Here is a 25,989-nt window from a genome sequence, read left to right on the forward strand (position 1 = left end):
ATGATCATTTTTAATCCAACCCGTCTTGCTTTGCTGTTCAGCTTTGTTGTTTTTACATTGTCTTTTAATGTAAATGCCGAACCTGATTTAACGCATAATTCAGACTCTGCATTTAAGCTGAAACAAACCTGCCCAGCAAGCTTTGAATTGATGGAAAATGGTACTTGTGAATTAAGGAACATGTATCAATTTTACAATTCTGTGCAAGGCCGAGGCTTAGGTGGCACACAAACATCATTGCCTAAACATCGCGATGGCTTTACTCCTGCTCAGATTGATTTAGGTCGATACTTATTTTTTGATCCGGCACTCTCTAAAGATAACAGTATATCCTGTGCCAGTTGTCATCAGCCGGATAAAGGCTTTAGTGATGATTTAGATAGAAGCATAGGAATTACCGGTGAAAAGGTTGGCCGTAGTGCGCCAACATTGTGGAATGTCGCATTTTTAGATAAGTTTTTCTGGGATGCCCGTGCCGATACATTAGAAGAGCAAGCTGTTGGGCCTTTGTTCGATGCCAAAGAAATGGGAAACTCACCAGAGCACCTGTTAAAAACATTGAATGCAATTCCTCAATATTTAGCAATGTTTAACGTTGCTTTTCCTAATAGCGACGAGATAACGATCACTAACATCACCAAATCATTAGCGGCATTTCAAAGTACGCTAATTTCATTAAACTCGCGTTATGACAGGTATGCCCATGGTTATCATGAAGCGCTTAATGAAAATGAGATCAAGGGTTTAAATATTTTTCGCTCATTTGTAGCACGCTGCGCAGAATGCCATCAACCACCATTATTTACCAACAATCAAGTTGCCGTCATAGGTACACCAGAGGCAGAAGGTTTGCCATTTGATATTGGCGCAGAAAAAACTTTTAATAATAAAAAGAACCGTGGCGGCTTTAAAGTTCCAACGCTGCGCAATATTGCCAAAACAGCGCCGTACATGCACTCGGGAGCAATGAAAGATTTGCGGGAAGCTACAGAGTTTTATAATAAAGGCCGTGGTCACGCTATACCTGAAGGTGAAGATTTGCTGATCCATTGGCATATCTGGGAGCCTGACTTACAAGATAAAGAGCTTGATTTAATCGTCGAATTCTTACAAACCTTAACCGATGAAAGTTTAACGCCACAATTACCAAAAAGATTACCTTCTGGGTTACCGGTCATTGATGCTGATTATGCAATGCAGCAGGCAAAACATAACATACAACAAAAACAACAAAAACAACAAAGTATACACACAGAGAGTGGAGATGAAGATGAGTAAAGGCAAAATTTTAGGTGCCGTGTTAATCGCTGGCGCGTTTGCTGCGGGGAGTTATTGGGGCGGATTAAATAGCGCTGCAGTTATAACATCAAGTAGTGGCGGTGCAAGTTTTAGTGGCGGTTATGATGCATCTAAGGATGCTGAACTAGGCGCTGACACTGTAGTCATTGAAGAAATGAAAGGCGAAGTAAGAGTTGTTAATGATGGCGAATCTATCATGGCAGCAGTTAAGGCAGCTAATCCTGGTGATACCATTCAGGTAATGCCTGGTACTTATCATGAAACGGTATATGTTGATAAAGAAAATATTTCTATTGTTGGTGTGATAAAAGAAGGTGCTCGCGCAACAATGGATGGTAAAGGCGTACTTAATGATGCTGTACTTTACTCTGGAAATAATTTCTTGATTGAGAATATGAAAATTACTGGATACAAAGGTAATGGGATTATGGGGCAAGCGGGTAATAACTTTATTATTCGTAATAACTTAATTGTGGATACCGGCGTGTATGGTATTTTTCCGCAATTGGGTAAAAATGGTATTGTTGATCACAACATCATTTCTGGTATCGAAGATGCAGCAATTTATGTTGGTATGAGCGATAACATTCAAGTGTCATATAACGACGTATTTGAAAGTGTTGCCGGTATTGAAATTGAAAACTCTCGCCACGCCATTGTTGAAAGTAATTATGTGCACAATAACACTGGCGGTATTTTAGCCTTTGTAACGCCAGGTTTACCTATCAAAACAACCTATGATGTGATTATTCGTAATAACTTTGTGGTTGATAATAATCATAAAAACTTTGCCATCCCAGGCTCTACAGTAGGGATGATCCCGGCAGGCTCTGGTATTGTAATTTGGGCAGGGGATGATGTAATTGTTGAAGGTAATATTATTACTAACAACAAAACTGCAGGTATTCTTATTGCCGGTCATAATGATTTTGGTAAAGGATCAAACGATCCTGAGTCTGAGCCTAACTCAGATCGCACCATGATTTTAGACAACTTTATGATGAACAATGGTCACGATACTATTGATGAAGTAAAAGCATTATTACTTACTGAACTGAAAACCGGTAATGCCGACATTATTAATGCTGGTTCAGGAGTTGATAGTTGTATCATTAACCGACATCGTTATGTAACAGCAGGTATAAATGGTTGGAAAGAGTGTGATTTCACCAACACCAAAGATATCAAGACCTATCTTTTGGATAAACCTGTACCACCGCGTGTAATTGATAAATCAGAGTCAGGTAAAATTGCTTACTTAGGTGTTTGTACCGGTTGTCATACCTATACCGATCGAATGATTGGCCCTCCGGTAAATATTATCCAAGCATTGTATATGGATAACCCAGAAGGTATTGCGGAATATATCGCCAAACCAACTAAAAAACGTGAGGACTATCCTGAAATGCCACCACAAGATTACTTGGATGAAGAAACACGATTAGCGGTAGCTAAATATATGCTTTCTCGAAAGAACTAGATAACAAAACACTTAAAATAAGGCCGGTTGTTTGCTGAAACAATCGGCCTTATTATTTTAGAAACGAGAAACGAGAAACGAGAAACGAGAAACGAGACATATACCTGGAGTGACTCTGGTTGTTCCGAATTTATTCAGACGTTATTCACGATAAAACTAGTTAACGCACTTCGCCATAAACATAAGTATCATGCCAAACGTCTTTAATACGATACTCCTGTCGCATCAATCCTTCCCGTTGAAGTCCTATGGCTTCCATAACTTTCCAACTACCTGTATTGCCGGTATTGCAAAAAGCACATACTCTACGCATACCAATTTTATTGAATAAAAACTCTTTTACCGCCATTGCACCTTCACTGGCGTAACCTTTATTTTGATTTTCAGGGGATATTAAAAAACCAATTTCCGCATTCAAACTATGTTCATGAATAAACCTAAAAGAAAAGCAGCCAATTTGCTGTTTGCTTTTCTTATCAACTGCAATCAGCATTGTCCATTCCATATCTTTAGCTTGCCAAGGTGCTAACAGAGAGTTGAAAAATTGTTCTGCTTCCTCATCACTCAGTATTTCTTTCACGTGATACATAAGCTCTGGATCTTGTTCAAGGGGAATTATAAATTGTCTATCATCTTCCTGTGCAGGCCTAAGCTCCAGCCTTTCGGTGAACAAGGTTTCAACAGCATAAGTTGATTTTAATGTCGGTTTGTTATCCATGTTTGTTTGTATCTAAATTTAATATGTTAATAACTTATTACAAAATAGCTGTGATTTTAAGTTAAAGTTTAGACATACTTGCAGTTTACTAAGCCAACAATTTCATTTTAAGGATTGAAGATGTCTAAAACAGTAGTGATTACCGGCGCAAATCGCGGCATAGGTTTTGCTTTTGCAAACCTTTATAAATCTCGTGGTGAACATGTTATTGCGCTGTGTCGCAAAAGTTCTACTCAACTTGATGCTTTAGGTGTCAGGGTTGTTGAAGGTGTTGATGTAGCTACCAATCAAGGTCTTGATGTTATGGTGCAAGCATTAACTAACTTGAGCATTGATATCTTGATTAATAATGCAGGAATTTTACGTGATGAAACTTTGTCTGACTTTAACACTCAAACAATAACAGAGCAGTTTTTAGTCAATGCCATTGCACCAATTCACGTATGTCAAAAGTTGCAGGATAATTTGCACGCAGGCAGTAAAATTGGCTTAATCACCTCTAGGATGGGCTCAATAGCCGATAATACATCCGGTGGGCGCTATGGTTATAGAATGAGTAAAGCTGCATTAAATATTGCAGCTGTGTCATTGGCTAAAGACTTAACTGAAAAATCTATCGCCGTTGGAATTTACCATCCAGGATACGTACAAACAGATATGGTAAATCATGGAGGTGATATTTCTGCAGATGAAGCAGCACAGCGTTTAGTCGGCTTAATTGATAACCTGTCTATGGACAATTCTGGTGTGTTCTTCCATTCAAATGGCGAAGCATTACCATGGTAATTACAAAGGTAAGAAATATAAAAATGGCAAATAAACGTTTACACAACTATTTAATACAAGTTTTAATTCTAACCAGCATAGCGTTTGGCCCTAGCGCTTTTGCCAGAGATTTTTATGAATTTTCTCATTTTCAATTGAATGCACCATTTAATATAAGCCAAGAGCCCATTCGAGCTAACTTATTACCTAATACTGGCAAAGAAATCATTTTAATCGGTGAAAAGGATAAAACGCCACAGTTGGCAATATTTGCTTTTGTTGAACAGGATAAGCAATATAAACTTGTATTAAATGTCGAGTTATCAAAGTCTTATTTCGCTTTTGATGTTAGCGATGAAAACTCTACGGGTGAACAATCTCTTTATTTTCTTGCCACTGACAAAGTGGTTCATTTTAAGCCAGAGCTTAAGCAACCCTTTGTTGATTCAGTAAGTGTCAGTTCAATGTACGTTAACCAAGACGCTGATTATTTAAAACAGGCTAACTTTGTTACTGATTTAAATGATGATGGTTTAAGTGATGTTATTTTGTCAGGCTTTAGCAGCTTAAATATTTACTTAAACCTTGGTAATGACGAATTCCTTAAGCAAAGTTTACCTATTAATCCCACCGTTGAAATTTTTGATGGCAGCGTAAGTTATACTGAAAAACCTTACTATCTAATTGATACCAACTTCGATCAACATAAAGACATTGTTATCGGTGGAGATGGCGAGTTGTTAGCATTTACTCAAAATAACCTCGGTCACTTTTCAACTGAGTCAACATCAATCTCGGTTAATAAAGAAATCACCTCAACTAATTGGTGGGATTCTCGTGGTGCAGATGGAAAAAATTTAGATCAAAGCGACTTTTCACACCGAACCGTTGATACCCTTAAAGATATTAATAATGATGATATTCCCGATCTTATTGTTCGTTTTACCCAAAGCTCTGGGGTGTTAGATAAAAGTAATGACTATGAAGTGTACTTAGGTAAAAACAACGACGGTGCATTAATTTATGGTGACAAGGCAGATACGGCAATTCAGTCAGAAGGCACATTAGCACAGTTGGATTTTGTTGATTTGAACAGCGATGACCGACATGAAGTAATGGCCTCATCGTTTGATATTTCGGTATCACAAATTATTGGTGCGCTACTTACTGGTAGCGTAGATCAAGACGTTCTTATATTTGCGTTAGATTCAAAACAACGATATCAGCAACGTATTAGTGAACAAGTTGAAATGAAGTTTAGTTTAACGTCAGGTAAAAGCGGCGCTCCTGTTATCAAATTAGCTGATCTTGATGGCGATGGGGCGAAGGAGCTTATTTTATCTGATGGAGAAAATCAGTTAAAGATATTTCCAGGACTGAAAAAAGGCAATATATTACATAAACAGTCGCAAATGCTGGATATTCGCTTACCACAAAATGGTGTGCTGTTAACCAGTGATGATTTAAACCAGGATGGTAAAGCAGAGTTGATTGTGCGTTACGATAGCGAAGATGGCGCAGAAAGACGAAACCGTTTGCTGATCTTACAAGCTAAATAAAGGTACTGTGTGTCAAAAAGTTCGTCGTCAGTGATTAATCCTAATTATCAAAGAATATGGCAAACGGTTCTTTGTATCCCTAAGGGAAACGTTGCAAGTTACGGTCAAATTGCTGATTTGGCTGGTCTGCCAGGGAAAGCTCGGCTCGTGGGCCGTGCTCTAGGTTTTGCACCTAAAGAGCTAAATGTGCCGTGGCAGCGAGTAATTAACTCTCAAGGTAAAATTTCATTTCCAATTGGCAGCGAATACTTTGATAAACAAAAACAGTTACTGCAATCTGAGGAGGTTGTGGTGCTAAATGGTCGAATAAAGCTGAAAGAGTTTCAATGGCAGCCCGACTTAACTGAGCTGCTGTTTACCCTGCAATATTGATATCCTTCGACTATTCATACATAGAGCAGTAGCCTGGTTGTTGTTCTACCTGTTGAAGCCAATGTTGAATGTGTGGATAAGGTGACAAATCAATTCCTCCTTCATCGGCTACATGGGTATACGCATAGAGCGATATGTCGGCAATAGAATAGTTATTATTCACGAAAAACAAATTTTTAGATAAGTGCTCTTCCATAATATCCAATGCTTTATAACCCGCTATTTGTTTTTGCTTATACTCGCTGCGCCGTTCTTCAGGTAAGCCTAAATACTTTTCAATAAAGCGGGCCACAGCAATGTTAGGTTCGTGAGAGTATTGCTCAAAGAACTGCCATTGCAGCACTTTAGCTCGATTTAATGGCTCACTTGGGAGTAAGGCTGTATTGTCAGCTATGTAATTTAAAATAGCATTAGATTCGGTTAATACCTCTCCCGATGACAATTCAATAATTGGGATTTTTCCGTTAGGGTTTTTTGATAAAAAATCGCTTGTTTGTGTCTCTTTTTTAAGAATATCTAATTCAACCCAAGTGTAATCTAGACCTAAGTTGGTACAAACTAACTTTAACTTGTAGCAGTTCCCTGATTTGCTATCCCCATAAATTTTCATTATTCGCCCTTTAATGTACTCGCTATATCTCTAATTTACGTTTAAAGCGACTAAAAAACAATTATTCCTAACGGATGAAATGTTTATTAAATGAGCAAATGATTTGCTTGTTATTACTTGTTTACTAAAGAATTTGTACTAATGTTTAATCACCGCATTACTAAAGTTAATTTAGTAATCACACATAAGGTTGTAACTAGGAAGTAGGGAATGTTCTTGTGTGTAATGTAAAATGGAATAAATAAAATGTACAAAAAAATAGTTATAAGTGTAATAACAGCATCATTTCTAATGGCAAGTAACGTTAGTGTCGCAGAAGATGGCAAACGATATGATAAAAGTGTCACATGGAAAAATGTCGTAAGAGTAAACTATAAGCCTGGTAAGCGTGACGAAGCGTTAAAAATTATTAGCGATTACTATCGTCCTGCTACTGAAAAAGCAAAAACACCTGGGCCTGAAGTTGTAATGGAACTACAAACTGGTGATTATGATCTACTTGTAGTGTGGCATATGGAAGGTGGTGTAAATGATTTAACGTGGGAAAAAGGTCCTCATGGTAAAGCATGGCGAAGCGCGTTAAATGACATCGCTGGTGGTGAAGATAAAGCCCAAGCAATAATTGAAAAGTACATCAGTTACGTTGATAATGCTGATAATGATATTGCCCTAGTAAGGTAGTAGGCCAATAGCCGCTGATGCGCATACCGGCAATCCGTGTATTGCTCTAATCTACAACATCCATGTTGGAAATGCGCTCGCGGCATTCATTACATCTATAAATTCCAGCTTGAATAATGCTATTTACAAAATGCCTTATTACCAATTATTTTGAACGCTGGTGTGCCATTAACTAACGTGTCTCTAGCAAATATTGTTTCGCATTGTGGGCAAATACATGGCACCAACGTAAAGTCCTCAACGATGCGTTCTTTGAAACATTTAAGCAATGCACCTTTCCCACCTTTTTTATATTTGAATAGCTTAAATTTACAGTTGTTGCAGTAAATGTTCACGCTTTTACTGGGTAGTTTTTTATTAGGTTTTGCCATTTAATTCCCACTGAAATCCAGCACTTTGAATACTAAAGGGTATATAATAAGCGCTCTTAAAGGTGATTGGTACTAGTGTGTTGGATAGAGTAAAGCAAAAAGCAGGGATATTTGTTAAAGGGAATGTAGATGGTGACGCTGTTATTATGCTGCATAGCTCATTAAGCAGTAGTTTGCAGTGGCGAACACTTGAAACTAAATTAAGTGAAGACTACTTAACCATTAACATTGATTTACTAGGTTATGGCAGTGCACCAAAAGTGGAACAGCCTGAAGGCTATACGTTAGCAACAGAGTATAGTCGCATCATGAACGCAATAGAAAGTGTTATAGGTAACAAGCCTTTTCATTTGGTTGGCCATTCATTTGGCGGAGCTAATACTTTAAAAATAGCAGTACAAAACCCCGAAAGAATTTTAAGCCTAAGTATGTATGAGCCAGTAGCATTTCACCTACTCGAAGAAGGAACGCAAGCTAGAAAAGAAGTGCTTGAGTTTGCCCATATTGTTGCAACTTCATCTGATGAACAAGCCGCACGACACTTTACTGAAACTTGGAATCGAAAAGGTTTTTTTGACAACTTACCAACTAAAGTACAACAACTGATGGTTCGTGATATTGACAAGGTTAATTTAGACTTTATTGGTTTAATCTCTGAAAAATACACACTTGATGATTGTGCTAAAATTTTAGCCCCTGTGCTGTTAATGCATGGCTCACATAGCCAAGAAATCAGCGGAGAAGTGATCAAACGCTTATTAAAGGTTGTACCCAATGTGACTGAGTGTGAAATACAGGCTGGTCATATGGCGCCAATAAGTCATGCTGAAGAAGTTGCCGATATTATCATTAATACTATACGTGTTTAAATGGGTATTACTTATGACTTATAGCAAGCTATAAGCCGATCCTTACCCACTTTTGCCATTGTAAGTTCTCTTTTTTATACAAGCGCTTTAAGCTTCTATACAGCGCTTGAAACTCAACAGTGTCGACGATTAAAAACAAAATCCAGGCGACAGGAGAAATGATAAGTAAATTTCTATGGAAGTGTTTTTTAGAATCAAAGAAAATTTGCAATGTAATTATTGTTGTCATTAACGTTATCAAAAACACTAAAGGAAAATAATCATTACAAACAATGGTGTACGTGAAAAAGACAGCAAGCACGAAGACTTCAATAAGAAGAATAAACTCAGCATAAACAGCAATTGGTAATAGTAACCAGGTTAAATATTTACTGTGTTGTTTACTGCGACTAAAGAATAGATTTTGAAATTTAAACAAGGTTTGAAAGCGACCAAATTTCCAACGCAACCGTTGATCACACAAACAGCGCCAATTCGATGGACCTTCGGTATAGGTAACAGCATCCGCAGCATACCTAGTTTTGTAACCAGCCTCTAAAATACGAGTCGACATTTCAATATCTTCGGTGACAATATCAGTACAAAAATCACCGACTTCCAGTAATACATTTCGGCGATAGGCTGCAGCGGCCCCGCCAATGATAAACACAGAGTTAAAGACAGAGTCGGCACGTCTTAAGAAAAAACCACAAAGATATTCAAGTTGTTGAATTATTTCTATCGTTTTAGACTTGTTACCAACAATTACGTTACCCGCAACAGCAGCAACCTGTTCACAATCGAAACGTTTAACGGTATTGCTGATCGCTTTTTTATCCATTAAACAATCACCATCAATCGTCATGATGATGTCGTTAGTCGCCAATTTTAACGCCTTGTTAAGCGCTTTCGCTTTCCCACCATTTTCTAGTCTAAGATATTTAATTGTCGCTAGACAGTTGTCAGTTTCATCTTCAATAAATTCACTAACAAGTTTATGGGTATTATCGGTAGAGCCGTCATTTACAATGATGATTTCTAATTGCTCATAGTGAGTATTTATCACAGATTGCAATGTTTTAATAATGCCAACTTGTTCGTTATATGCAGGGATAATGACGGATACAGAAAGGGCAGAGGCGTTGTTAAGTTTGTTCTTTTTATGCTGAGCTTTTTCTCTAAAGCTATAAAAAGGCAATGCAATTAACTGAATGATGTATTTGCTTAATACTGGCAATAACAATATAAATACAAAAACTCTGGCTAGTGCTAAATCTTTATTATCTTGAGTAATATTTGTTGCCGCTAAATAAAATACCGCGATAGTAATAATATAAAGAATACTCAGCAGCAGCAGATTTTTCTTGCTCGGTGTATGACAATTTTTCATAAATTCTCTGTAAAACATGACCAGGACTGCAATCGTAAAAAAAATGTTAAATTGCTGTTACGTGCAAAAGTATGCCAGTTATTCACCGTATGTAAACATTTAATTTTATTGATGCTGATGCCTAGAGGCCGCAGTATTACTGAATTTGTGATACATTTGTGCAATTACGATTTGCAGTTGATTGATTAAAAAATTGGATAGTCGATAATCTGTTGAATTGCTTATGTCTATGTAAATTAGACATAAATTTATTTATAAACACAAAAAAGCCCAGCGTAAGCTGGGCAAAATGGTATAGGGAGATGTAGTGCCAATATTTACATTATTTGTAAATTTGGACTTTTTTGCGCGAGCAAGTCAGACCTTATTCAGAGTTACCTTCTAGAAGGCTTTTTCCATTAATAGCAATTTTACGTGGTTTTAATGCTTCAGGAATTTCTCTTTCTAAATCTATATGTAATAAACCGTTTTCCATGTGTGCTGAAATGACTTTAACGTGATCAGCAATTTGGAACTTTCTTTCAAAGTTACGCTCGGCAATACCTTGATAAAGGAATTTTCTAGTTGTATCTTCTTCACTAGAAACTTTGGTTCCGGTTACAACTAATGTATTGGCTTTCGATTCAATATCGAGTTCGCTTTCAACAAAGCCTGCCACTGCCATAGTGATTCGATATTTATCTTCGGCAATAGATTCTATGTTGTAAGGAGGATAAGCAGGTTGTTTTTCTGCTTTAGTGGCTTTGTCCATCATTGACGCTAAGTGCTCTGCACCAATAAGTGAACGGTAAAGTGGGCTGAAATCTTTAGTAATTGTACGCATAGTCATATCCTATTATTTAGCAATATGTTGATTATTAAATCTCTGCGATCTATATAAAATAGTGATTTAATAAATATAAAGTGCCTTTCATTAAGAACAGGCGGTTAATGTTACCAATTGAATATTTATCAACTTGGCTGTTGTAGACCCTTTACGGCGACTACAATAAATAGATGCGGACGGATGTTTTATTTTCAAGAGAAAATATAAATAAATTTAAAATAAATTTTCATTTTGAAGTTAAGTTTATGAAAAATAAGGAAATAAAAATGAGTGGAAATATCGATAAAGTTATCAACTTTTGGTTTGGCAATATAACTGATCAACTTTCCCCCGTTGAAAAACACAAACTTTGGTATCAATCAACGCCTGAAGATGATGAAAATATTCGTAGCCAGTTTGAGCATTTATATGAACAAGCATTTCATGGTTTGTTAGCAAACTGGCTTGAGTCGGCGAAAGGCACAATGGCATTAATTATTTTGCTCGACCAAATGCCCAGAAATATGTACCGAGGTACAGATAGGGCGTTTTTAAGCGATCATTTAGCTTTAGATTACTGCTTAAAAGGATTATCAAAAGGTTATGACCGACAGTTACAGTTGGTTGAGAGAGCGTTCTTTTATCATCCGCTAGAACATGCTGAAAACTTAAAAATGCAGCAGGTTTGTGTAATTGAGTTTCAACGTTTACAGCAGGTATATCAAGGAGATGCACAGCAAGAGTTTATTCGTGGCTCATTAAACTATGCTAAACAACATCTTGAAATTATCGAAAAGTTTGGACGTTTCCCGTATCGGAATAAAGTATTAGGACGAGAGTCTACAGCAGAAGAATTGGAGTTTTTGAAGCAGGGCATTAATTTTGGTCAAGCAGGTAATTAGATAAAACAACTAACTACCTGCTGGATAACAGCTTATTTAGTTAATAAGCTGTTTGCTTCCTTTACGGCATTTAGCGCAGCATCATAATCTGGGTGGGTAGAAATATCTGCAACTAACTCTTTGTAAGAGATTTTCCCGGTATTATCGATTACAAAAATAGCTCTGCTCAGTAGCCCCATATCTTTGATCATTAGGCCATATTTAGCGCCAAAATCACGCCAAACAGAGTCTGAAAGTACCTTTAAACTTTCTACACCTTCAGTTGAACAAAAGCGTTTTTGCGCGAACGGTAAGTCATTACTAATTGTTAATATAGCAACGTCTTCAGGTAGGTTTGCTACTTCTTCATTAAATCGCTTTGTTTGCAATGAACACACACCAGTATCCAAGCTTGGTACAACTGAAATTAATACCGTTTTATTAGCAAAGTCAGTTAAAGTTATCGGGGCGAAACGATCATTAACCACTTTGAAATCAGGCGCTTGTTCACCAACATATACTTGCTTACCGATTAATGTGATCGGTTTGCCGCCGGCAACCACTAAACCAACGGTTTCGTTTACAACCGGCTCTGCAGCCATCACTGAACAGGAAAGCGCAGTAGCTAAACATAGGGTCATTATTTTTTTCATAGTCATTCTTTTATGTAATCTAAGTAATTATTTAAATTTTAACGTTTATTAGTCACAGGTAGAAGTTAAAATTTAACTTCTTTGCCATTAACCCAAGTATTAAGTACCTTGGTTTTCCAAATATCTTTAGCGTCAATGCTGAAAATATCTTGATCGATTAAAATAAAATCAGCTTTTTTATTCGCTTCTATTGACCCTATTAACGTTTCTTGATGTCCCGAATAAGCGGCATCTATGGTGAAAGATTTAAATGCTTCACTAACCGTCATTCCTTCGTTGCCATACCAACCATCAGCCGGTTGATTGTTTCTGTCTTGACGAGTCACCGAGGCGTGTAACCCGAAAAATGGGTTAGGGTATTCCACGGGAAAGTCAGAGCCGGCAGCAATAACTGCTTTTGCTTTAATTAATGAGCGCCACGCATAAGCGCCCTTAATACGTTCGCTGCCTATTCTATCTTCTGCCATATTTTTATCGCTGGTAGCATGGGTTGCTTGCATTGAGGCGATAATACCTATGTCGGCAAACCTTGGGATATCTGATAATTGCAAAATTTGCGCATGTTCAACACGATGGCGTAAATGTTTAGTATTGGTTTCTTTGATCAATTGCTCATAATTATCAATCACCAGTTTGTTGGCGTTATCACCTATGGCGTGTGTATTTACTTGAAAACCAGCTTGCATTGACTGCTTCATTAGTTTGGTAAGTTCAGTTTCGCTGTGCAATAACAGGCCGCGGTGATGAGGCATATCTGAATAATCTTTAATTAATGCCGCTCCGCGACTTCCCAGTGCACCATCAGCTGAAATTTTAACTGAATTTATCGTTAACTTTTGATCGTTACTGGCAAAAGGGCCATTAGCAAAGTGTTGGTCAATATTTTTATCGTCTGCATAAATCATCGCGTTAATTCGGATGACCATCTCATCGTTTTTGCTTAATTGTTTGAATGCACTAATGTTATCTGAATCAATACCGGCATCATGTACACTGGTTAAGCCAACTGCTGCTAATGAATTCATCGCAAGTTTTAAAGCTGCCTGAGTTTGCTCTTGGGTAAGAGCCGGGATTTTAGCGAAAATCAGGTTCATCGCATTGTCGACTAATACGCCTGTAGGGTTACCATTACTATCACGAATGATCTGCCCACCATCGACTTCTTTAGTGTCTTTAGTAATGCCTGCGATTTCTAAAGCTTTACTATTAACCCAAACGGCATGACCATCAACTCTATTGAGCGCGACGGGTACATCTTTAAAGTGAGCATCTAAACTGGCAGCCGTAGGAAAGGTATTATTTGACCATTGAACCTGATTCCAACCACGGCCTTTTACCCAGCCCTTTTGAGGTGAGCTGTTTACAAAATCTGCAACTTGTTGTGCTGCATCTTGCTCAGATGATGTGTCATACAATTCAGCACTTTGTAAGCTAATGCCATAACTTAGTACATGACCGTGAGCATCGATTAAACCGGGTAGGAGGGTTTTGCCTTTACCGTCTATACGTTCAATGTCTGTTGAAGTAGGCAGTGTATCGTTAGCGAAAAATACTTTATCAATTTTATCATCAGTAAACTGCACGGCGCTGAACTGCTGTAATTGTTTACCATTATGGCTATAGCCTTGTACATTTTCGATAATGGTTGTTGCAGCAAAAGTGCTTGTCGATAATACGCAAGTGAATAATGCGCTGGTAATAATTGAGTTGTTAAGTGTATTTTTCATAGGAGTTCTTTTTTATTTATTGTATCAATATCTTATCAGTAATAAATACAACAGCAAGACTTTATAGCAAGCCCTTTAAATAATGGTTACCAAGACTAAAAAGCCTTAACAACGTTAATGTTGTTAAGGCTTTTTTAATATGAAAACTTGCTAATTGGGATTAACTACCAAATGAAGCGTCTGCGCTGGTATCTACTTGTATAGTTGCTGGTTGTGTTTCAATAAATGCGATTGGTTCAACGCCTTCAGGCAATGTTAATGAATCATCAGTTTGTAAAATCTCTGGCTGATCACTAGTATCACAAGTAATAGCAACCGTATAATCACCGACAGGAATAAATCCAATTTCATAGCTGTATACACCCGTTCCATCATCTGTAACCGTTGCACTTGCTAGCGGTGAAAATTCAGAATCATTTAAACTATTATCTTCGAGGCTTTCTATTGCTAGTTGCCCTGGGTATAAATAAACCGCTGCGAGTTGCATATCTGGGCCCGGTGATGAAATTTCGCATTCATTTAAAATAAAAGCGTCAGATACGGTTCCTGATAATGTACCCACTTTATTATTGTCGACCAACCTTACGCCACGAGGCTTAAGGAAGTACTCTTCTTTACCTACTGGGTTAGTCATTGATTTTCTTAAATCAAATTCTAAAGTAAATTCAACGCTGCCACCTTGAGCAACAGTAAAACCGTCAAACTTTAATTCATTAGAAGGTACTTCAATTGCAACTGTTTCTGTTGAGTCTTTATAAACACCATATGAACCATCGGTCATTATTAAACGCATTTGGCTGTATTCGCCAGCAGCTATTTCAATGTTTTCAACAAAAGGTATAGCTTCAGCACCAGTAAACTCAAATAAGTTTATACCCGCTGTATTTTTAGCTTCGCCACAAACGTTATTTTCAGACATTGCTTCTGGATGCTCACCAATAGTTATCATTGTTGATTCACCATTGCCTTTAAGCTCAACAGCATTAAAGCATAAGTATACTGCAGATAATTCATCAACAGGCGCATCACTTATACCTAATGAAAATGCAGCCGATTCATTGTCTGAACCAGAGCCACCACAACCGGTTAATAGTAGTGCAGGTATGATTACTGAGAGTAAGTTTTTTTTGTTTAACATAGTCAAATCCTAGTAGTTATTATAATTTTAATTGTTCTAGGAAAAGTCTGATGAAGCAAATACGAGTGTACTTACGTACTCAATAACATATTAATTATTGAGTTCATTGATAGACTTTTTCTTTAGAAAAAATGAAACTGAATTTAGGCTCAGCCTCACGATTGCCACTGGGCAATTTATCAATTACAAGTGTATATTAAATGATATTGTTAATGAAAACCATAGTAAATGTTAATATGGTGGAGATGATAGGAGGTGTAGAAGTCAATTCAGCAAGGGACATTGTTAAATTATCTTTTTGTTCATAATTAAAAGGATTATGACAAAAAGAAAGGGCAGTTAACTGCCCTTTATATTTGATTAAGCTGTTCTAGTCGCTGTTGCAGGCGAAATTAATGCTGCCTTTCTTGCCGGGTACAACACTGCAATTTGGCCGACGATGTAAAGAGCAATTACGCCGAATAAAACTAAATTCATATTAATTGGTGATAGCGCAAACGTATTCACCAGCCATATGTTTAAACCAATGGCTCCAGCAACACCTAAGATAACACCAAAGCTGGAAATCATAAGGTTTTCAATCATAAAGAAGCTCATGATCTGCCATTGAGTAGCCCCTAAAGCTCTGCGAGTACCTATTTGTTTGGTTCTGCGGTTAATGCTAAACATTGCAAGGCCGACAATACCAAAGCCGGTGATCAGCGTTAATACGATAATAACTGAAGACAGTATTTTGTTTACCGCATTATGACCTCGATAGCTACGCTCTCGGGTCTCATCCATAGTTGTAACGCGGCGAATAATACGACCTTTATTACTTTCACTTAACGCCTTTTCAATTATTGGCATTAATTCATCGCGTCGGCCAGGTTCTGTTCTGATCATGAAGCGGCTACCGCTAGACTCCATTTTATACGGTACTAGCATACTACGCTCAACGCCATCCCAACCATTCCAAGGTGCTTGTAATGATTTTACTATGCCAGTAATTTGCATAGGTTCATCATTATTAATGTAGGCCGTTTTACCAATGGCTGACTGCCAGTCATCAGGGAATAATGCTTCGGCCATCGCTTGACTGATTATAGTTTTTGCCGGCCAGGTACTTTTACCACTTGGTCGCCATTCAATGTCGGTAGGTGAAAAGTTTTCACCTGCAATCAACTCTAAACCAAGAGTATTGATTGCATGATCATCAACCATGTAAACGGCCACCCCTGTACTGCTGGTATCAACACCAGGCTCAGTTTTTAACCCCATAGACCAACCGCCACCACTGATAGGTATGGCATTTATTTGAATGGCATCAACCACGCCATCGGTTTGTCTCAATAAGGCTAAATCGTCTTCAAGGTTTACTTGTTGGTTATATTCTTGAGCAAATATAGTGTTGTTTAAATGAAACAGGTTAGCTTCATCTAAACCACTTGGACGTTGCATTTGAGTACTACGTTCTTGCATCATAAAAATGGCATTAACCATAATGGTTAGAGTTAGCGCTATTTGTAAGCTTATTAACAATGCACCAACTTTATTTCGCAACAGAGCGCGAAAAATTAATCCTAATTCTTGCATGATACTATCCTCTATTGGCTTTTTAATTGTTGTGACGGTTGTACATTACAAGCGCGCCAGGTTGGGTATAGGCCAGCCAGAATGCTGGTGATAATTGCTAACACAATAGCGCTAACTATCATGGTGGTATCTAAACCGGTTAAGCCTTTAAGCATGTCACCATATAAAGATTCAATTCCCTGTAACCCTAGCCACGCAAAGCCTAGCCCAAGAATTCCTCCGGCAATACCAATGCAACCAGACTCTATAATATATTGGGCAAACAGCGTTCGACGGCTTGCACCGAGTGCTTGGCGAAGACCAATTTCTGGCGCTTTTCCTAAAAACTTAGCGAGCAGTAAACCTACGGTATTTAATAAGCACACGACTAAAAACATAAATGACATCGTCATCATCATAACGGCATCATCAGAAACGATTTGCTGCTGTTCTAACCACTCCATTACGTTGTTTAAGCGATTATTTAACGGCCGTTCAAAGCGCCCTAGTGCTTTTTGCTCTTCAACATAGGCACTTAAAAAGCTCATATATTCTTCTCTAGCTTGCTCATTAGGTAGTTCTACCCAAAACTGCAACCACACACATTCAGAATTCAGAAATGCCTGAAAGCCGTCTCCTGGAGATTTCCAACAGTTTGTATTACCACTACGGTTCACCTTTTCTTCTGCAATAAGTGAGAAGGGTACAAATATTTCTTCTGAGTCATTAAATGCACCCGTCGAAATGTCATAAAATCTTGGGGTAGGGTTCCAATAATCAATAACTCCAACCACTTTAAAGTAATTACCACCAATTTTTATCGATTTACCAACTGAGTCTTCACCGCCGAAGACGCGTTGGTTAATGTCATTACTTAAGACAACAACTTGTTCTTTATTATCATCAGCACTTTGATCCCAGCCACTGCCATAAATAAATGGTAAGTCGAACATGGTAAAAAAATCGGCTGAGTTGGCTCGTGCTGACACCATAAAAGGTAACGCGCCATCACCTTCAGGTTCGATAACCGAATTAGCTTGGGCCTGTACATTTTGACGAAATGCTTTTTTAGCACTCATTAAGTACGTGGCATCTCTATAAGTGAGTTGAGTTGGAGGACTGCCATCATCATTTGCTGGCTCATTCACATCCCAACTGTCTAGTTGTACATTATAAAGAACCTTACTTTTGTGTGGGATGGGGTTGGCAGACATTAAATAGTTTACGGTTACTGTAGTCATTGATGCGCCGATACCCAGTCCAATCGCGGTGACCATAACCAGGCTTAAGCCCCAATGTTTTATAATGCTTATCCAAGCAAGGCGAAGATAGTAACTGAACATGATTATCTCCTATGCAATTGCTTGCGACGTAGTTTGAACGACGTCAAGCTCGCTAACTCGGCCATCTTTAATTTGGATTTTACGAGTTGCACGATTAGCCAGTTCAGCATCATGAGTCACCATGATGATGGTTGTTCCTTGCTTGTTAATTTCTTCTAACAGGCTCATTACACTTTGTGCCATTTGCGTATCTAGGTTACCCGTTGGTTCATCGGCCAATAAAAATCTTGGGTGTGTTGCTAGCGCTCGCGCAATAGCCACTCGTTGCTGCTGTCCACCAGATAATTGACTTGGTAAATGCTTCATTCTTGACCCTAACCCCACCATATCTAGGTAGTGGGTAATGCGCTTATTACGCTCTTTTTTATTTAAACCACGGTAGCGTAATGGCACATCAACATTGTCATATAAGTTTAAATCTGGAATTAAATTAAAACTTTGAAAAATAAATCCTATTTTTTCATTTCGAGTTTTTGAACGGCCACTGTCGTTCAGATTACTTATATCTTTATCATCAAGCATAAACGAACCGCTGGTGAAACTTTCTAGTAAACCGGCAATGTTTAAAAACGTTGTTTTACCTGAGCCAGAAGGACCGGTAACACTGACGAAATCGCCTTCGTTTACGGTTAAATTAAAGTCTCTTAAGGCGTGAGTTTGTACTTCATCGGTTTGAAATACCTTACTAATATTGCTCATGTTTAACATAGTGATCCCTTTTGCTGAATTTATTCATTGTTGTTTAATTTTAAATTTATTTAATTATTGAGTGAGCATTACTTGCTCAGCATTTTGAAAAATGTCGGTACCTGATATGACAATTTGTTGACCTGGTGATAGGCCTTTAATAATTTCGACACTGCTTAAACTGCGAGCCCCAGTATTAATTGACGTTTTTGTGGCGATGCCATCATTAACTACATAAGCAAATTTACCGTTAGAGCTATCTAAAAATTGCCCACGGCGAACTTGTAATACATCGGGTCTAGATTCGAGTAAAATGCGAGTATTTAATCGTTGGTTTTGACGTAATCCAGGTGGTGTGTTTTGTTCGAAGCGTACTCGTCCAGTCACCTGATTGTTCAGTATTTCGGGGGAAATTGTCACTAGACGAGCACTAAAGCCTTGTTGGTCAAAGTTAATTTCCACATCCATACCTATTGCTAAATCGTCGGCATAGCTCTCTGGAATATCAACTTCCACTTCAAATTTGCTTAAATCTACCACCATCAAAATGGCTTGGTTTTTAGCTAGGTAGGTTTTATTTTCTACGTTTAAATTACCGACAATACCATTTACCGGTGACACGACCGTTAGGGCACTCACTTGTCGCTGTAAGTCTTTTACTAATAATTTTTGGCGTTTTATTTGTAAATCTAAAGATTGTAAATCAAAGTCTAATGATTCTTTATCTAGACTGGCATCGGCAACGGCATGATCAAACTGCAACTTGGCATTAGCTAAATCATCTTGAGCTTTTTCAAAATCAATTTGGCTAATGGCATTTTTTTCATAAGCCTGGTCAGCTCGGCGTTTTTCACGACTGGCTGTCGTTAACGCTACTTGTGCGAGATCTACCGCTTTTTTGTCGATTAGCTCTTGTTTTTTAGCTTGAATAATTTGACGTTTATAGCCAGTTTGTAAATTTTCTAAACTGGATTTTTCTTGGTCAAATCGACTGGTTAACTCTGGGCTGTCAATTACCGCTAAGGTGGTACCTGCTTTGACTTCGCTACCTGCTTCAATGGTAAAGGTAATGGTACCTTCTGCAGGGCTATAAACGGTTGGGCTAACTGCTGCGACTACTCGGCCTTGTACCGAAATGTCACGAATAAAGTCACTACGATTAATAGTGGCAATACGCACGCGTTTTAATGGAATAGACAACTCAGCTTGGCTCCAACGACTTGCGGCTGGCGCGAATTGCCAAAATGTAATGCCAAGCATGGCGACAATCGCCACACTCCAAATAATGAGTTTTTGTTTTGGTTTGTTTTCTACAACCGTCACATCTTGTGAACTGGTGTCTGCAATTTTCATAAATTCCCCCGAATTCTGAACCTTAAAAATAGGTTTCAGATATATTAGTCGAGGTAAGTAAGAAAAAGGTTTAAATAAAGTAACAAAAAGTTAACAAGAGAGGTGGGGATATTCGCATTTATAGGTTAAGCGCTAAATTTAACTCGCACTAAGTATATGAAAAATAGAAGCATTGCTAATTTATCAAAGTAACGACCCCAAATACTAAACGGTGTCGTACCACGTACTAATTCAACCTGGGTTTGTAGTACTGATTCGGTAAATTGTGGAATGTCGGCAGTGATTAATCCTTGATGATCAATAACAGCCGTTAAGCCATTATTTGTTGCTCTTAGCATGGGTTTGCCAAACTCTAATGCACGCATTCTTGCTATTTCTAAATGTTGATCAGGTCCATGTGATGCACCAAACCAAGCATCGTTACTTACGGTTAAGATCATATCGGTATGTGAGCGAATGTTTGCTGCCAACTGTTGTGGAAAGGCAATTTCAAAACATATTAACGGTGCTAAATTAATGCCATTAGCAATAAGATTCGGCTGCACATAATCGCCCCGAGAAAACGATGACATTGGTAAATTAAAAAATGGTGCTATGGGCCTTAATAAATCTGCAAAGGGCACAAATTCGCCAATTGGCAACAAATGATGTTTATTGTAATGATTACTATTGCCGTAATAGTACGTGCCACTTAGGTTGTCTTGTTGTTTCTTTCCAAGAACGACTAAACGGTTAAAAAATTTACGACTGTCAGGATCATAATTGATCAAACCGGTGATCACACTCGAATTCTGCTCACCTGCTTGAATGTTTATTTCGGTTAAATAATCTTGAGCCAGTGGTTCAATTCTGGGAATTGCCGCTTCTGGCCAGATAACTAAATCGTTATGTTTGTATAAAGATTTAGAGCTATCGATATAACCATTAATAATGTTTTCTTCGGCTTCCTTATCCCAACGTAATTCTTGCTTTATGTTACCTTGTACTAAGGCAACATTAGTTGTTTCTCCTGTCTTTTCAACAAAGCTAAACAATGAGAACAACGGTATTAGAATAATGCTTACGACAATAATGGCACTATTTATTCGTTGCTGTCGTTGGTTAATAATTTGAGCTATTGCGACAGCCAATATCATGATAATAAATGATATTCCAACTTCACCAATTACCGGAGCGAAGGTGGATAATGGGCTATCTATTTGACTATAACCTAGTGAAAGCCAAGGAAATCCGGTGAGCATAATGCTGCGTAAGTATTCACTAAACAGCCATACAAATGGTAAGTAATATAAATTAACTTGTTTATCGCGACTTAGCTTTGCAGATAACCAAGCGGCGAGAGCGGGGTATAGGGCAAGGTAGGCACAAAGCAGTAACATTAATAATAATGAAGCGATTAATGGCATGCCGCCAAATTGCTCTATGGATACATGAACCCAGCTAATGCCTGCAGCAAAATAGCCGAAACCAAAACTTAAGCCGTGTTTAAATGCTTGAGAGGGGGACTTTCCGTTTAATTGGATAAGCCATAAGGTAACGGCAACAAATGTAATTGGCCAAATAGAAAACGGTGCAAAAGCAAAAACTAAAATAGCACCAGATAAAAAGCTGAACAACAGAGCTAACTTAGGATGTTCAATACTGAGAATATTAAAAGTTCGTCCGCTTAACTCTGTCATAGATATCTTTATTTTATTATTATTTTAGCCGAGTAAATTAACGCTCATCGGCAAGCTTGCCAAGGATTTCATGACCATCAGGTATGGTAACTTGCATTTGTTGGATCCGGCGCTTGTCTGCATTAACTATTTTAAATTCAAAACCATTAATCGTAGTGTTTTCACCACGCTTTGGCATGTGGCCAAATTTATGAATAACAATTCCACCGATAGTATCAGCTTCTTCTTCATCAAATGCAGAGGTGAAATACTCATTAAAGTCATCAAGATCGGTTAACGCTTTAACTTGATAAACATTACCGCTAAGGTGGCGAATTTCACGTTCAAGCATATCATCATGTTCATCTTCAATTTCACCAACGATAAGCTCAAGTATATCTTCAATGGTTACTAAGCCAGATACTCCGCCGTATTCATCAACCACTACTGCCATATGGTAACGCTCTTGGCGAAATTCTTTTAATAAAGGTTCAACACGCTTACTTTCTGGAATAATAATAGCCGGACGTAGAAGATCTTTTACGCAGAGTTGCTTAGCTGTATCACTAAATGCATGCGCTAATAGATCTTTTGCCAGCAATACGCCTTCAATATGATCGATATCATCATTTACAACAGGGAATCTTGAGTGAGCTGATTCAAGAACAATTGGGATAAATTCTTCCACTGTTTGTTCTATATCGATGGTAACCATATGTGAGCGAGGGATCATGATATCGCGTACACGCATATCACTAACTTCTAAGACACCTTCAAGCATTTGCTTGGTAGATGGTTTAATTAGGTCGCGGTCTTGTGCATCATTTAACACTTCAACCAATTCTTCTTTATTTTGCGGCTCTCCGGTAAACACTTGTACTATTTTTTCCATTAGTGTTTTTGGAGAACCGTTTCCAGAGTGGGGATTGTCTTCGCTCATAGAGCTTTTTGTATACCTTTATTAATTAATATTAAGAAGCAATGTAAGGATCGCTATAGCCTAATTGGGCCATTAATCCTATTTCAATTGTTTCCATTTCTGTCGCTTCATCTTGTGTTATATGATCATAACCTAACAAATGCAAGCATCCGTGAATGATCATATGAGCCCAATGAGCAAAAAGTTCTTTATTTTGATCTTTTGCTTCAAATTCAACGACATCTGCACACACAATTAAATCACCTAATAAATCCAATTCAATACCATCAGGTACTTCAAAGGGAAAAGATAATACATTTGTTGGCTTATCTTTATCGCGGTATTGGTGATTTAGTTGTTGTGACTCTGCGCTCTCAACTAAGCGAATTGTTAATTCAAAATTCTTGTTGTACGGCTTTAATGCAGTATCTGCCCAAAGTTGCAGTTGCTCAAGTGTAGGCAGCTGCTCATTATCACAAGCAACTTGCATATCTACAGTAATAATAGGAGCAATAGATGTGTTATTAGTCATTAACGAGCCGGAGCCTGGTTAGAGCTGTCATGTTTTTCATACGCTTCAATAATTCGACCAACGACAGGGTGGCGAACCACATCTTTCGCTTGAAAGTAATTAAAACTAACACCTTTAATGTCATCTAATACTTCTATGGCATGACGTAAACCAGATCGTTGACCACGCGGTAAATCTACCTGGGTAATGTCTCCGGTGATCACCGCTTTAGAGTTAAACCCTATACGAGTTAAAAACATTTTCATTTGTTCAACGGTAGTATTTTGGCTTTCATCTAAGATCACATACGCATCATTTAACGTGCGACCACGCATATAGGCAAGTGGCGCTACTTCGATAACATTTCGCTCGATTAACTTTTCAACTTTTTCAAAACCTAACATTTCAAATAAAGCGTCATAAAGTGGGCGTAAGTATGGATCAACTTTTTGTGACAGATCGCCAGGTAAGAAACCTAATTTCTCGCCAGCTTCAACAGCAGGACGAGTTAATAAAATGCGGCGAACTTCTTGACGTTCAAGAGCGTCTACCGCACAAGCTACGGCTAAATAAGTTTTACCTGTTCCCGCAACACCAACACCAAAACTAATATCGTTGGTTAAAATGTTTTGTACATACAAACTTTGATTTTCGTTGCGAGGCTTTATAATGCCGCGTTTGGTTTTTATAGTAACCATCTGGTCAAATTCAGCGGCGTTATCTGTTGGCTGTTCCAGAACATTTAATTCAGTCAGGGCTAAATGCAAGTTTTCGTGACTTATAGTACCCGCTTTACCTTTAACTGGAGCCGTTTCAACGTACAAGGATTTTAATAACTCGATAACCGCCTTACAGATAATATTCTTACCATGTACTTTAAATACATTGCCTCGATAACTAAGCTCTACACCTAAACGGCGTTCAATACGACGTAAGTTATCATCTAATGGTCCACATAAGTTAGCTATGCGATTATTATCAAGTGGCTCAAGGCTCACTTCATGGCTAATATTGTCTGTAGTCAATTGGCTCTCTATTTACTCTGGTTATGAAATTGCTATTAATTAAGGCGTAAACGTAGCGACACCTAAGTCATCAGTCTGTTCAGTCGCTTTTTGATGATGTTGATTCGCTAAAATATCTGCTGGAGAATGAGCGATACGTAGCCCCATTTCTTCCTCTGTGCGAATTAACTTACCACGTAACGAATTACTGTATACATCGGTCACTTCGATATCAACGAATTTACCGATAACGGTATGTGGTGCTTCAAAATTTACGATACGGTTGTTTTCAGTACGACCACGAAGTTCCATTGGGTTCTTCTTCGACGGACCTTCAACTAAAATACGTTGTTCAGTGCCAAGCATTTTACGAGCAATAGATAATGCCTGGTTATTGATACGCTCTTGCAGGATGTATAAGCGCTGCTTTTTCGTGTCTTCACTAACGTCGTCAATTGCATCTGCAGCAGGCGTACCTGGACGAGCACTGTAAATAAAACTAAAGCTTAAATCAAAATCTACCGCTTGAATTAGGTTCATTGTTGCTTCGAAATCTGCATCTGTTTCACCTGGGTAACCAATGATGAAATCAGAAGACATACAAATATCTGGACGAGCTTTTTTCAGAGCACGAACTTTTGATTTGTATTCAATTGCTGTGTGGCCACGTTTCATCATGTTTAAGATTCTGTCTGAACCACTTTGTACTGGTAAATGTAAATGACTTACCAGTTCAGGAATTTCTTTATACACTTCGATTAAATCATCGGTAAATTCAACAGGATGGGATGTGGTATAACGAATTCGGTCAATACCATCAATAGTAGCTACCAATGTTAATAATTCAGAGAAACGGCAAATACTACCATCGTGCATGTCACCACGGTATGCATTTACGTTTTGACCTAAAAGGTTAACTTCACGCACGCCTTGTTCGGCAAGTTGGGCGATTTCATAAAGAACATCATCTAGTGGACGACTTACTTCTTCGCCACGCGTGTAAGGTACAACACAGAAAGTACAGTACTTTGAACAACCTTCCATGATAGATACAAATGCTGTAGGGCCTTCAGCTTTTGGCTCTGGTAAACGATCAAACTTTTCAATTTCAGGGAAACTAACATCTACGACAGATGTGTGATCGCCATTTACTTGATTAATCATCTCTGGCAAACGGTGTAATGTTTGCGGACCAAATACAATATCTACAAACGGAGCGCGTTGACGAATAGCATCACCCTCTTGCGAGGCAACACAACCACCAACACCAATCACTAGATCAGGTTTGTCGTTTTTGAAATTTTTCCAACGACCTAATTGATGAAAAACTTTCTCTTGGGCTTTCTCACGAATAGAGCAGGTGTTTAATAACAGCACGTCTGCTTCTTCCGGCTCATGGACTTCAACGAAGCCGTGCGTAGAATCTAATAAATCTGCCATTTTCTGCGAGTCATACTCGTTCATTTGACAGCCCCAAGTTTTAATATAAAGCTTTTTACTCATTACTAGTTTGCCCAATAAATAATGTTTGTTTAACGTGATTGGCAATAACCATTAAAAGTTATTAACCAAAAGGGGACGTATTTTACTCTTTCTTCACATTCGGCGCTAGCATGCAGTGGGTATTAATTTGTAATTAATTGCTTTTAATCAAAGGTTGTAG

At 38.1% G+C, this 25,989-nt stretch carries 25 protein-coding genes; 8 read left to right on the forward strand and 17 right to left on the reverse strand.

The features are described from left to right. Both RI845_RS06225 and RI845_RS06230 read left to right on the forward strand, forming a co-directional pair. Entirely contained in the window at window positions 1–1,278 is a 1,278-nt protein-coding gene (locus tag RI845_RS06225) for a cytochrome-c peroxidase (protein WP_348388883.1), read from the forward strand. Next, window positions 1,271–2,779, forward strand: a complete 1,509-nt coding sequence (locus RI845_RS06230; protein WP_348388884.1) for a parallel beta-helix domain-containing protein — start codon at window positions 1,271–1,273, stop codon at window positions 2,777–2,779. The genes RI845_RS06225 and RI845_RS06230 overlap by 8 nt, the downstream gene beginning before the upstream one ends. Window positions 2,780–2,939: 160 nt before the next feature. Here the strand turns inward: RI845_RS06230 and RI845_RS06235 are convergent, their stop codons facing one another. Further along, a complete protein-coding gene (locus RI845_RS06235) occupies window positions 2,940–3,497 on the reverse strand; it encodes a GNAT family N-acetyltransferase (protein WP_348388885.1) in 558 nt (185 codons plus the stop codon). A gap of 120 nt (window positions 3,498–3,617) precedes the next feature. Between RI845_RS06235 and RI845_RS06240 the strand changes: the two genes are divergently transcribed. Genes RI845_RS06240 through RI845_RS06250 form a run of 3 tightly spaced genes read left to right on the forward strand, consistent with a single transcriptional unit; the run spans window position 3,618 to window position 6,193 of the window. Then, the gene (locus tag RI845_RS06240; protein WP_348388886.1) at window positions 3,618–4,283 is read left to right on the forward strand and encodes an SDR family oxidoreductase; all 666 of its coding nucleotides are present in this window, start codon (window positions 3,618–3,620) and stop codon (window positions 4,281–4,283) included. Between the two features lie 23 nt (window positions 4,284–4,306). Continuing rightward, entirely contained in the window at window positions 4,307–5,821 is a 1,515-nt protein-coding gene (locus RI845_RS06245; RefSeq protein WP_348388887.1) for a hypothetical protein, read from the forward strand. A 9-nt stretch (window positions 5,822–5,830) separates the two neighbouring features. Then, window positions 5,831–6,193: an MGMT family protein gene (locus RI845_RS06250; protein ID WP_348388888.1), complete on the forward strand. Its 363-nt coding sequence runs from the start codon at window positions 5,831–5,833 to the stop codon at window positions 6,191–6,193. A gap of 10 nt (window positions 6,194–6,203) precedes the next feature. On the opposite strand, the gene RI845_RS06255 is transcribed toward RI845_RS06250, so the two are convergent. Then, the gene (locus RI845_RS06255) at window positions 6,204–6,803 is read right to left on the reverse strand and encodes a glutathione S-transferase family protein (protein ID WP_348388889.1); all 600 of its coding nucleotides are present in this window, start codon (window positions 6,801–6,803) and stop codon (window positions 6,204–6,206) included. A 246-nt stretch (window positions 6,804–7,049) separates the two neighbouring features. Between RI845_RS06255 and RI845_RS06260 the strand changes: the two genes are divergently transcribed. After that, a complete protein-coding gene (locus RI845_RS06260; protein ID WP_348388890.1) occupies window positions 7,050–7,484 on the forward strand; it encodes a hypothetical protein in 435 nt (144 codons plus the stop codon). A 119-nt stretch (window positions 7,485–7,603) separates the two neighbouring features. On the opposite strand, the gene RI845_RS06265 is transcribed toward RI845_RS06260, so the two are convergent. Further along, complete coding sequence (locus RI845_RS06265) at window positions 7,604–7,855, reverse strand: hypothetical protein (RefSeq protein WP_348388891.1); 252 nt, start codon at window positions 7,853–7,855, stop codon at window positions 7,604–7,606. A 77-nt stretch (window positions 7,856–7,932) separates the two neighbouring features. Between RI845_RS06265 and RI845_RS06270 the strand changes: the two genes are divergently transcribed. After that, entirely contained in the window at window positions 7,933–8,724 is a 792-nt protein-coding gene (locus RI845_RS06270) for an alpha/beta fold hydrolase (RefSeq protein WP_348388892.1), read from the forward strand. Between the two features lie 28 nt (window positions 8,725–8,752). On the opposite strand, the gene RI845_RS06275 is transcribed toward RI845_RS06270, so the two are convergent. Together RI845_RS06275 and RI845_RS06280 are read right to left on the reverse strand one after the other, a co-directional pair. Beyond that, the gene (locus RI845_RS06275; RefSeq protein WP_348388893.1) at window positions 8,753–10,093 is read right to left on the reverse strand and encodes a glycosyltransferase; all 1,341 of its coding nucleotides are present in this window, start codon (window positions 10,091–10,093) and stop codon (window positions 8,753–8,755) included. A 364-nt stretch (window positions 10,094–10,457) separates the two neighbouring features. Then, a complete protein-coding gene (locus RI845_RS06280) occupies window positions 10,458–10,916 on the reverse strand; it encodes an Hsp20 family protein (RefSeq protein ID WP_348388894.1) in 459 nt (152 codons plus the stop codon). 269 nt (window positions 10,917–11,185) lie between these two features. On the opposite strand from RI845_RS06280, the gene RI845_RS06285 reads away from it, so the two are divergent. Continuing rightward, window positions 11,186–11,800 (forward strand): DUF924 family protein, encoded by a 615-nt coding sequence (locus RI845_RS06285; protein ID WP_348388895.1) that lies wholly within the window; start codon window positions 11,186–11,188, stop codon window positions 11,798–11,800. 32 nt (window positions 11,801–11,832) lie between these two features. On the opposite strand, the gene tpx is transcribed toward RI845_RS06285, so the two are convergent. From tpx to miaB, 12 genes are all read right to left on the reverse strand, one after another. Continuing rightward, complete coding sequence (gene tpx / locus RI845_RS06290) at window positions 11,833–12,432, reverse strand: thiol peroxidase (RefSeq protein WP_405054106.1); 600 nt, start codon at window positions 12,430–12,432, stop codon at window positions 11,833–11,835. A 65-nt stretch (window positions 12,433–12,497) separates the two neighbouring features. Next, a complete protein-coding gene (locus RI845_RS06295) occupies window positions 12,498–14,159 on the reverse strand; it encodes an amidohydrolase (protein WP_348388896.1) in 1,662 nt (553 codons plus the stop codon). 160 nt (window positions 14,160–14,319) lie between these two features. Next, the gene (locus RI845_RS06300) at window positions 14,320–15,297 is read right to left on the reverse strand and encodes a DUF4382 domain-containing protein (RefSeq protein ID WP_348388897.1); all 978 of its coding nucleotides are present in this window, start codon (window positions 15,295–15,297) and stop codon (window positions 14,320–14,322) included. A 360-nt stretch (window positions 15,298–15,657) separates the two neighbouring features. Beyond that, entirely contained in the window at window positions 15,658–16,872 is a 1,215-nt protein-coding gene (locus RI845_RS06305; RefSeq protein WP_348388898.1) for an ABC transporter permease, read from the reverse strand. Window positions 16,873–16,883: 11 nt separating this feature from the next. Continuing rightward, window positions 16,884–18,194: an ABC transporter permease gene (locus RI845_RS06310; protein ID WP_348388899.1), complete on the reverse strand. Its 1,311-nt coding sequence runs from the start codon at window positions 18,192–18,194 to the stop codon at window positions 16,884–16,886. 9 nt (window positions 18,195–18,203) lie between these two features. Next, window positions 18,204–18,902, reverse strand: a complete 699-nt coding sequence (locus tag RI845_RS06315) for an ABC transporter ATP-binding protein (RefSeq protein WP_348388900.1) — start codon at window positions 18,900–18,902, stop codon at window positions 18,204–18,206. A 54-nt stretch (window positions 18,903–18,956) separates the two neighbouring features. Then, window positions 18,957–20,234, reverse strand: coding sequence for an efflux RND transporter periplasmic adaptor subunit (locus tag RI845_RS06320; protein ID WP_348388901.1), 1,278 nt, complete (start codon window positions 20,232–20,234; stop codon window positions 18,957–18,959). Window positions 20,235–20,359: 125 nt separating this feature from the next. After that, the gene (gene lnt, locus RI845_RS06325; protein WP_348388902.1) at window positions 20,360–21,913 is read right to left on the reverse strand and encodes an apolipoprotein N-acyltransferase; all 1,554 of its coding nucleotides are present in this window, start codon (window positions 21,911–21,913) and stop codon (window positions 20,360–20,362) included. A 37-nt stretch (window positions 21,914–21,950) separates the two neighbouring features. Then, window positions 21,951–22,832, reverse strand: a complete 882-nt coding sequence (locus tag RI845_RS06330) for an HlyC/CorC family transporter (protein WP_348388903.1) — start codon at window positions 22,830–22,832, stop codon at window positions 21,951–21,953. A 31-nt stretch (window positions 22,833–22,863) separates the two neighbouring features. Beyond that, window positions 22,864–23,343: an rRNA maturation RNase YbeY gene (ybeY, locus tag RI845_RS06335; protein WP_348388904.1), complete on the reverse strand. Its 480-nt coding sequence runs from the start codon at window positions 23,341–23,343 to the stop codon at window positions 22,864–22,866. Further along, window positions 23,343–24,347 carry a PhoH family protein gene (locus tag RI845_RS06340; protein ID WP_348388905.1) on the reverse strand — a complete coding sequence of 335 codons (1,005 nt, stop codon included), beginning with the start codon at window positions 24,345–24,347 and terminating at the stop codon, window positions 23,343–23,345. The genes ybeY and RI845_RS06340 overlap by 1 nt, the downstream gene beginning before the upstream one ends. Before the next feature lie 39 nt (window positions 24,348–24,386). Continuing rightward, window positions 24,387–25,829: a tRNA (N6-isopentenyl adenosine(37)-C2)-methylthiotransferase MiaB gene (gene miaB / locus RI845_RS06345; RefSeq protein WP_348388906.1), complete on the reverse strand. Its 1,443-nt coding sequence runs from the start codon at window positions 25,827–25,829 to the stop codon at window positions 24,387–24,389. Window positions 25,830–25,989: the final 160 nt, after the last annotated feature.

This window comes from Thalassotalea nanhaiensis (genome assembly GCF_031583575.1).
GTDB classification, from domain to species: domain Bacteria; phylum Pseudomonadota; class Gammaproteobacteria; order Enterobacterales; family Alteromonadaceae; genus Thalassotalea_A; species Thalassotalea_A nanhaiensis.

Bases quoted from the DNA above. Each gene is read 5' to 3' on its own strand.
- miaB (WP_348388906.1), bottom strand. From the start codon at position 25,829: ATGAGTAAAAAGCTTTATATTAAAACTTGGGGCTGTCAAATGAACGAG.
- RI845_RS06265 (WP_348388891.1), bottom strand. From the start codon at position 7,855: ATGGCAAAACCTAATAAAAAACTACCCAGTAAAAGCGTGAACATTTAC.
- RI845_RS06315 (WP_348388900.1), bottom strand. From the start codon at position 18,902: ATGTTAAACATGAGCAATATTAGTAAGGTATTTCAAACCGATGAAGTA.
- ybeY (WP_348388904.1), bottom strand. From the start codon at position 23,343: ATGACTAATAACACATCTATTGCTCCTATTATTACTGTAGATATGCAA.
- RI845_RS06300 (WP_348388897.1), bottom strand. From the start codon at position 15,297: ATGTTAAACAAAAAAAACTTACTCTCAGTAATCATACCTGCACTACTA.
- tpx (WP_405054106.1), bottom strand. From the start codon at position 12,432: ATGAAAAAAATAATGACCCTATGTTTAGCTACTGCGCTTTCCTGTTCA.
- RI845_RS06280 (WP_348388894.1), bottom strand. From the start codon at position 10,916: ATGCGTACAATTACTAAAGATTTCAGCCCACTTTACCGTTCACTTATT.
- RI845_RS06230 (WP_348388884.1), top strand. From the start codon at position 1,271: ATGAGTAAAGGCAAAATTTTAGGTGCCGTGTTAATCGCTGGCGCGTTT.
- lnt (WP_348388902.1), bottom strand. From the start codon at position 21,913: ATGACAGAGTTAAGCGGACGAACTTTTAATATTCTCAGTATTGAACAT.
- RI845_RS06245 (WP_348388887.1), top strand. From the start codon at position 4,307: ATGGCAAATAAACGTTTACACAACTATTTAATACAAGTTTTAATTCTA.
- RI845_RS06275 (WP_348388893.1), bottom strand. From the start codon at position 10,093: ATGAAAAATTGTCATACACCGAGCAAGAAAAATCTGCTGCTGCTGAGT.
- RI845_RS06305 (WP_348388898.1), bottom strand. From the start codon at position 16,872: ATGCAAGAATTAGGATTAATTTTTCGCGCTCTGTTGCGAAATAAAGTT.
- RI845_RS06295 (WP_348388896.1), bottom strand. From the start codon at position 14,159: ATGAAAAATACACTTAACAACTCAATTATTACCAGCGCATTATTCACT.
- RI845_RS06235 (WP_348388885.1), bottom strand. From the start codon at position 3,497: ATGGATAACAAACCGACATTAAAATCAACTTATGCTGTTGAAACCTTG.
- RI845_RS06255 (WP_348388889.1), bottom strand. From the start codon at position 6,803: ATGAAAATTTATGGGGATAGCAAATCAGGGAACTGCTACAAGTTAAAG.
- RI845_RS06225 (WP_348388883.1), top strand. From the start codon at position 1: ATGATCATTTTTAATCCAACCCGTCTTGCTTTGCTGTTCAGCTTTGTT.
- RI845_RS06330 (WP_348388903.1), bottom strand. From the start codon at position 22,832: ATGAGCGAAGACAATCCCCACTCTGGAAACGGTTCTCCAAAAACACTA.
- RI845_RS06310 (WP_348388899.1), bottom strand. From the start codon at position 18,194: ATGTTCAGTTACTATCTTCGCCTTGCTTGGATAAGCATTATAAAACAT.
- RI845_RS06320 (WP_348388901.1), bottom strand. From the start codon at position 20,234: ATGAAAATTGCAGACACCAGTTCACAAGATGTGACGGTTGTAGAAAAC.
- RI845_RS06240 (WP_348388886.1), top strand. From the start codon at position 3,618: ATGTCTAAAACAGTAGTGATTACCGGCGCAAATCGCGGCATAGGTTTT.
- RI845_RS06285 (WP_348388895.1), top strand. From the start codon at position 11,186: ATGAGTGGAAATATCGATAAAGTTATCAACTTTTGGTTTGGCAATATA.
- RI845_RS06260 (WP_348388890.1), top strand. From the start codon at position 7,050: ATGTACAAAAAAATAGTTATAAGTGTAATAACAGCATCATTTCTAATG.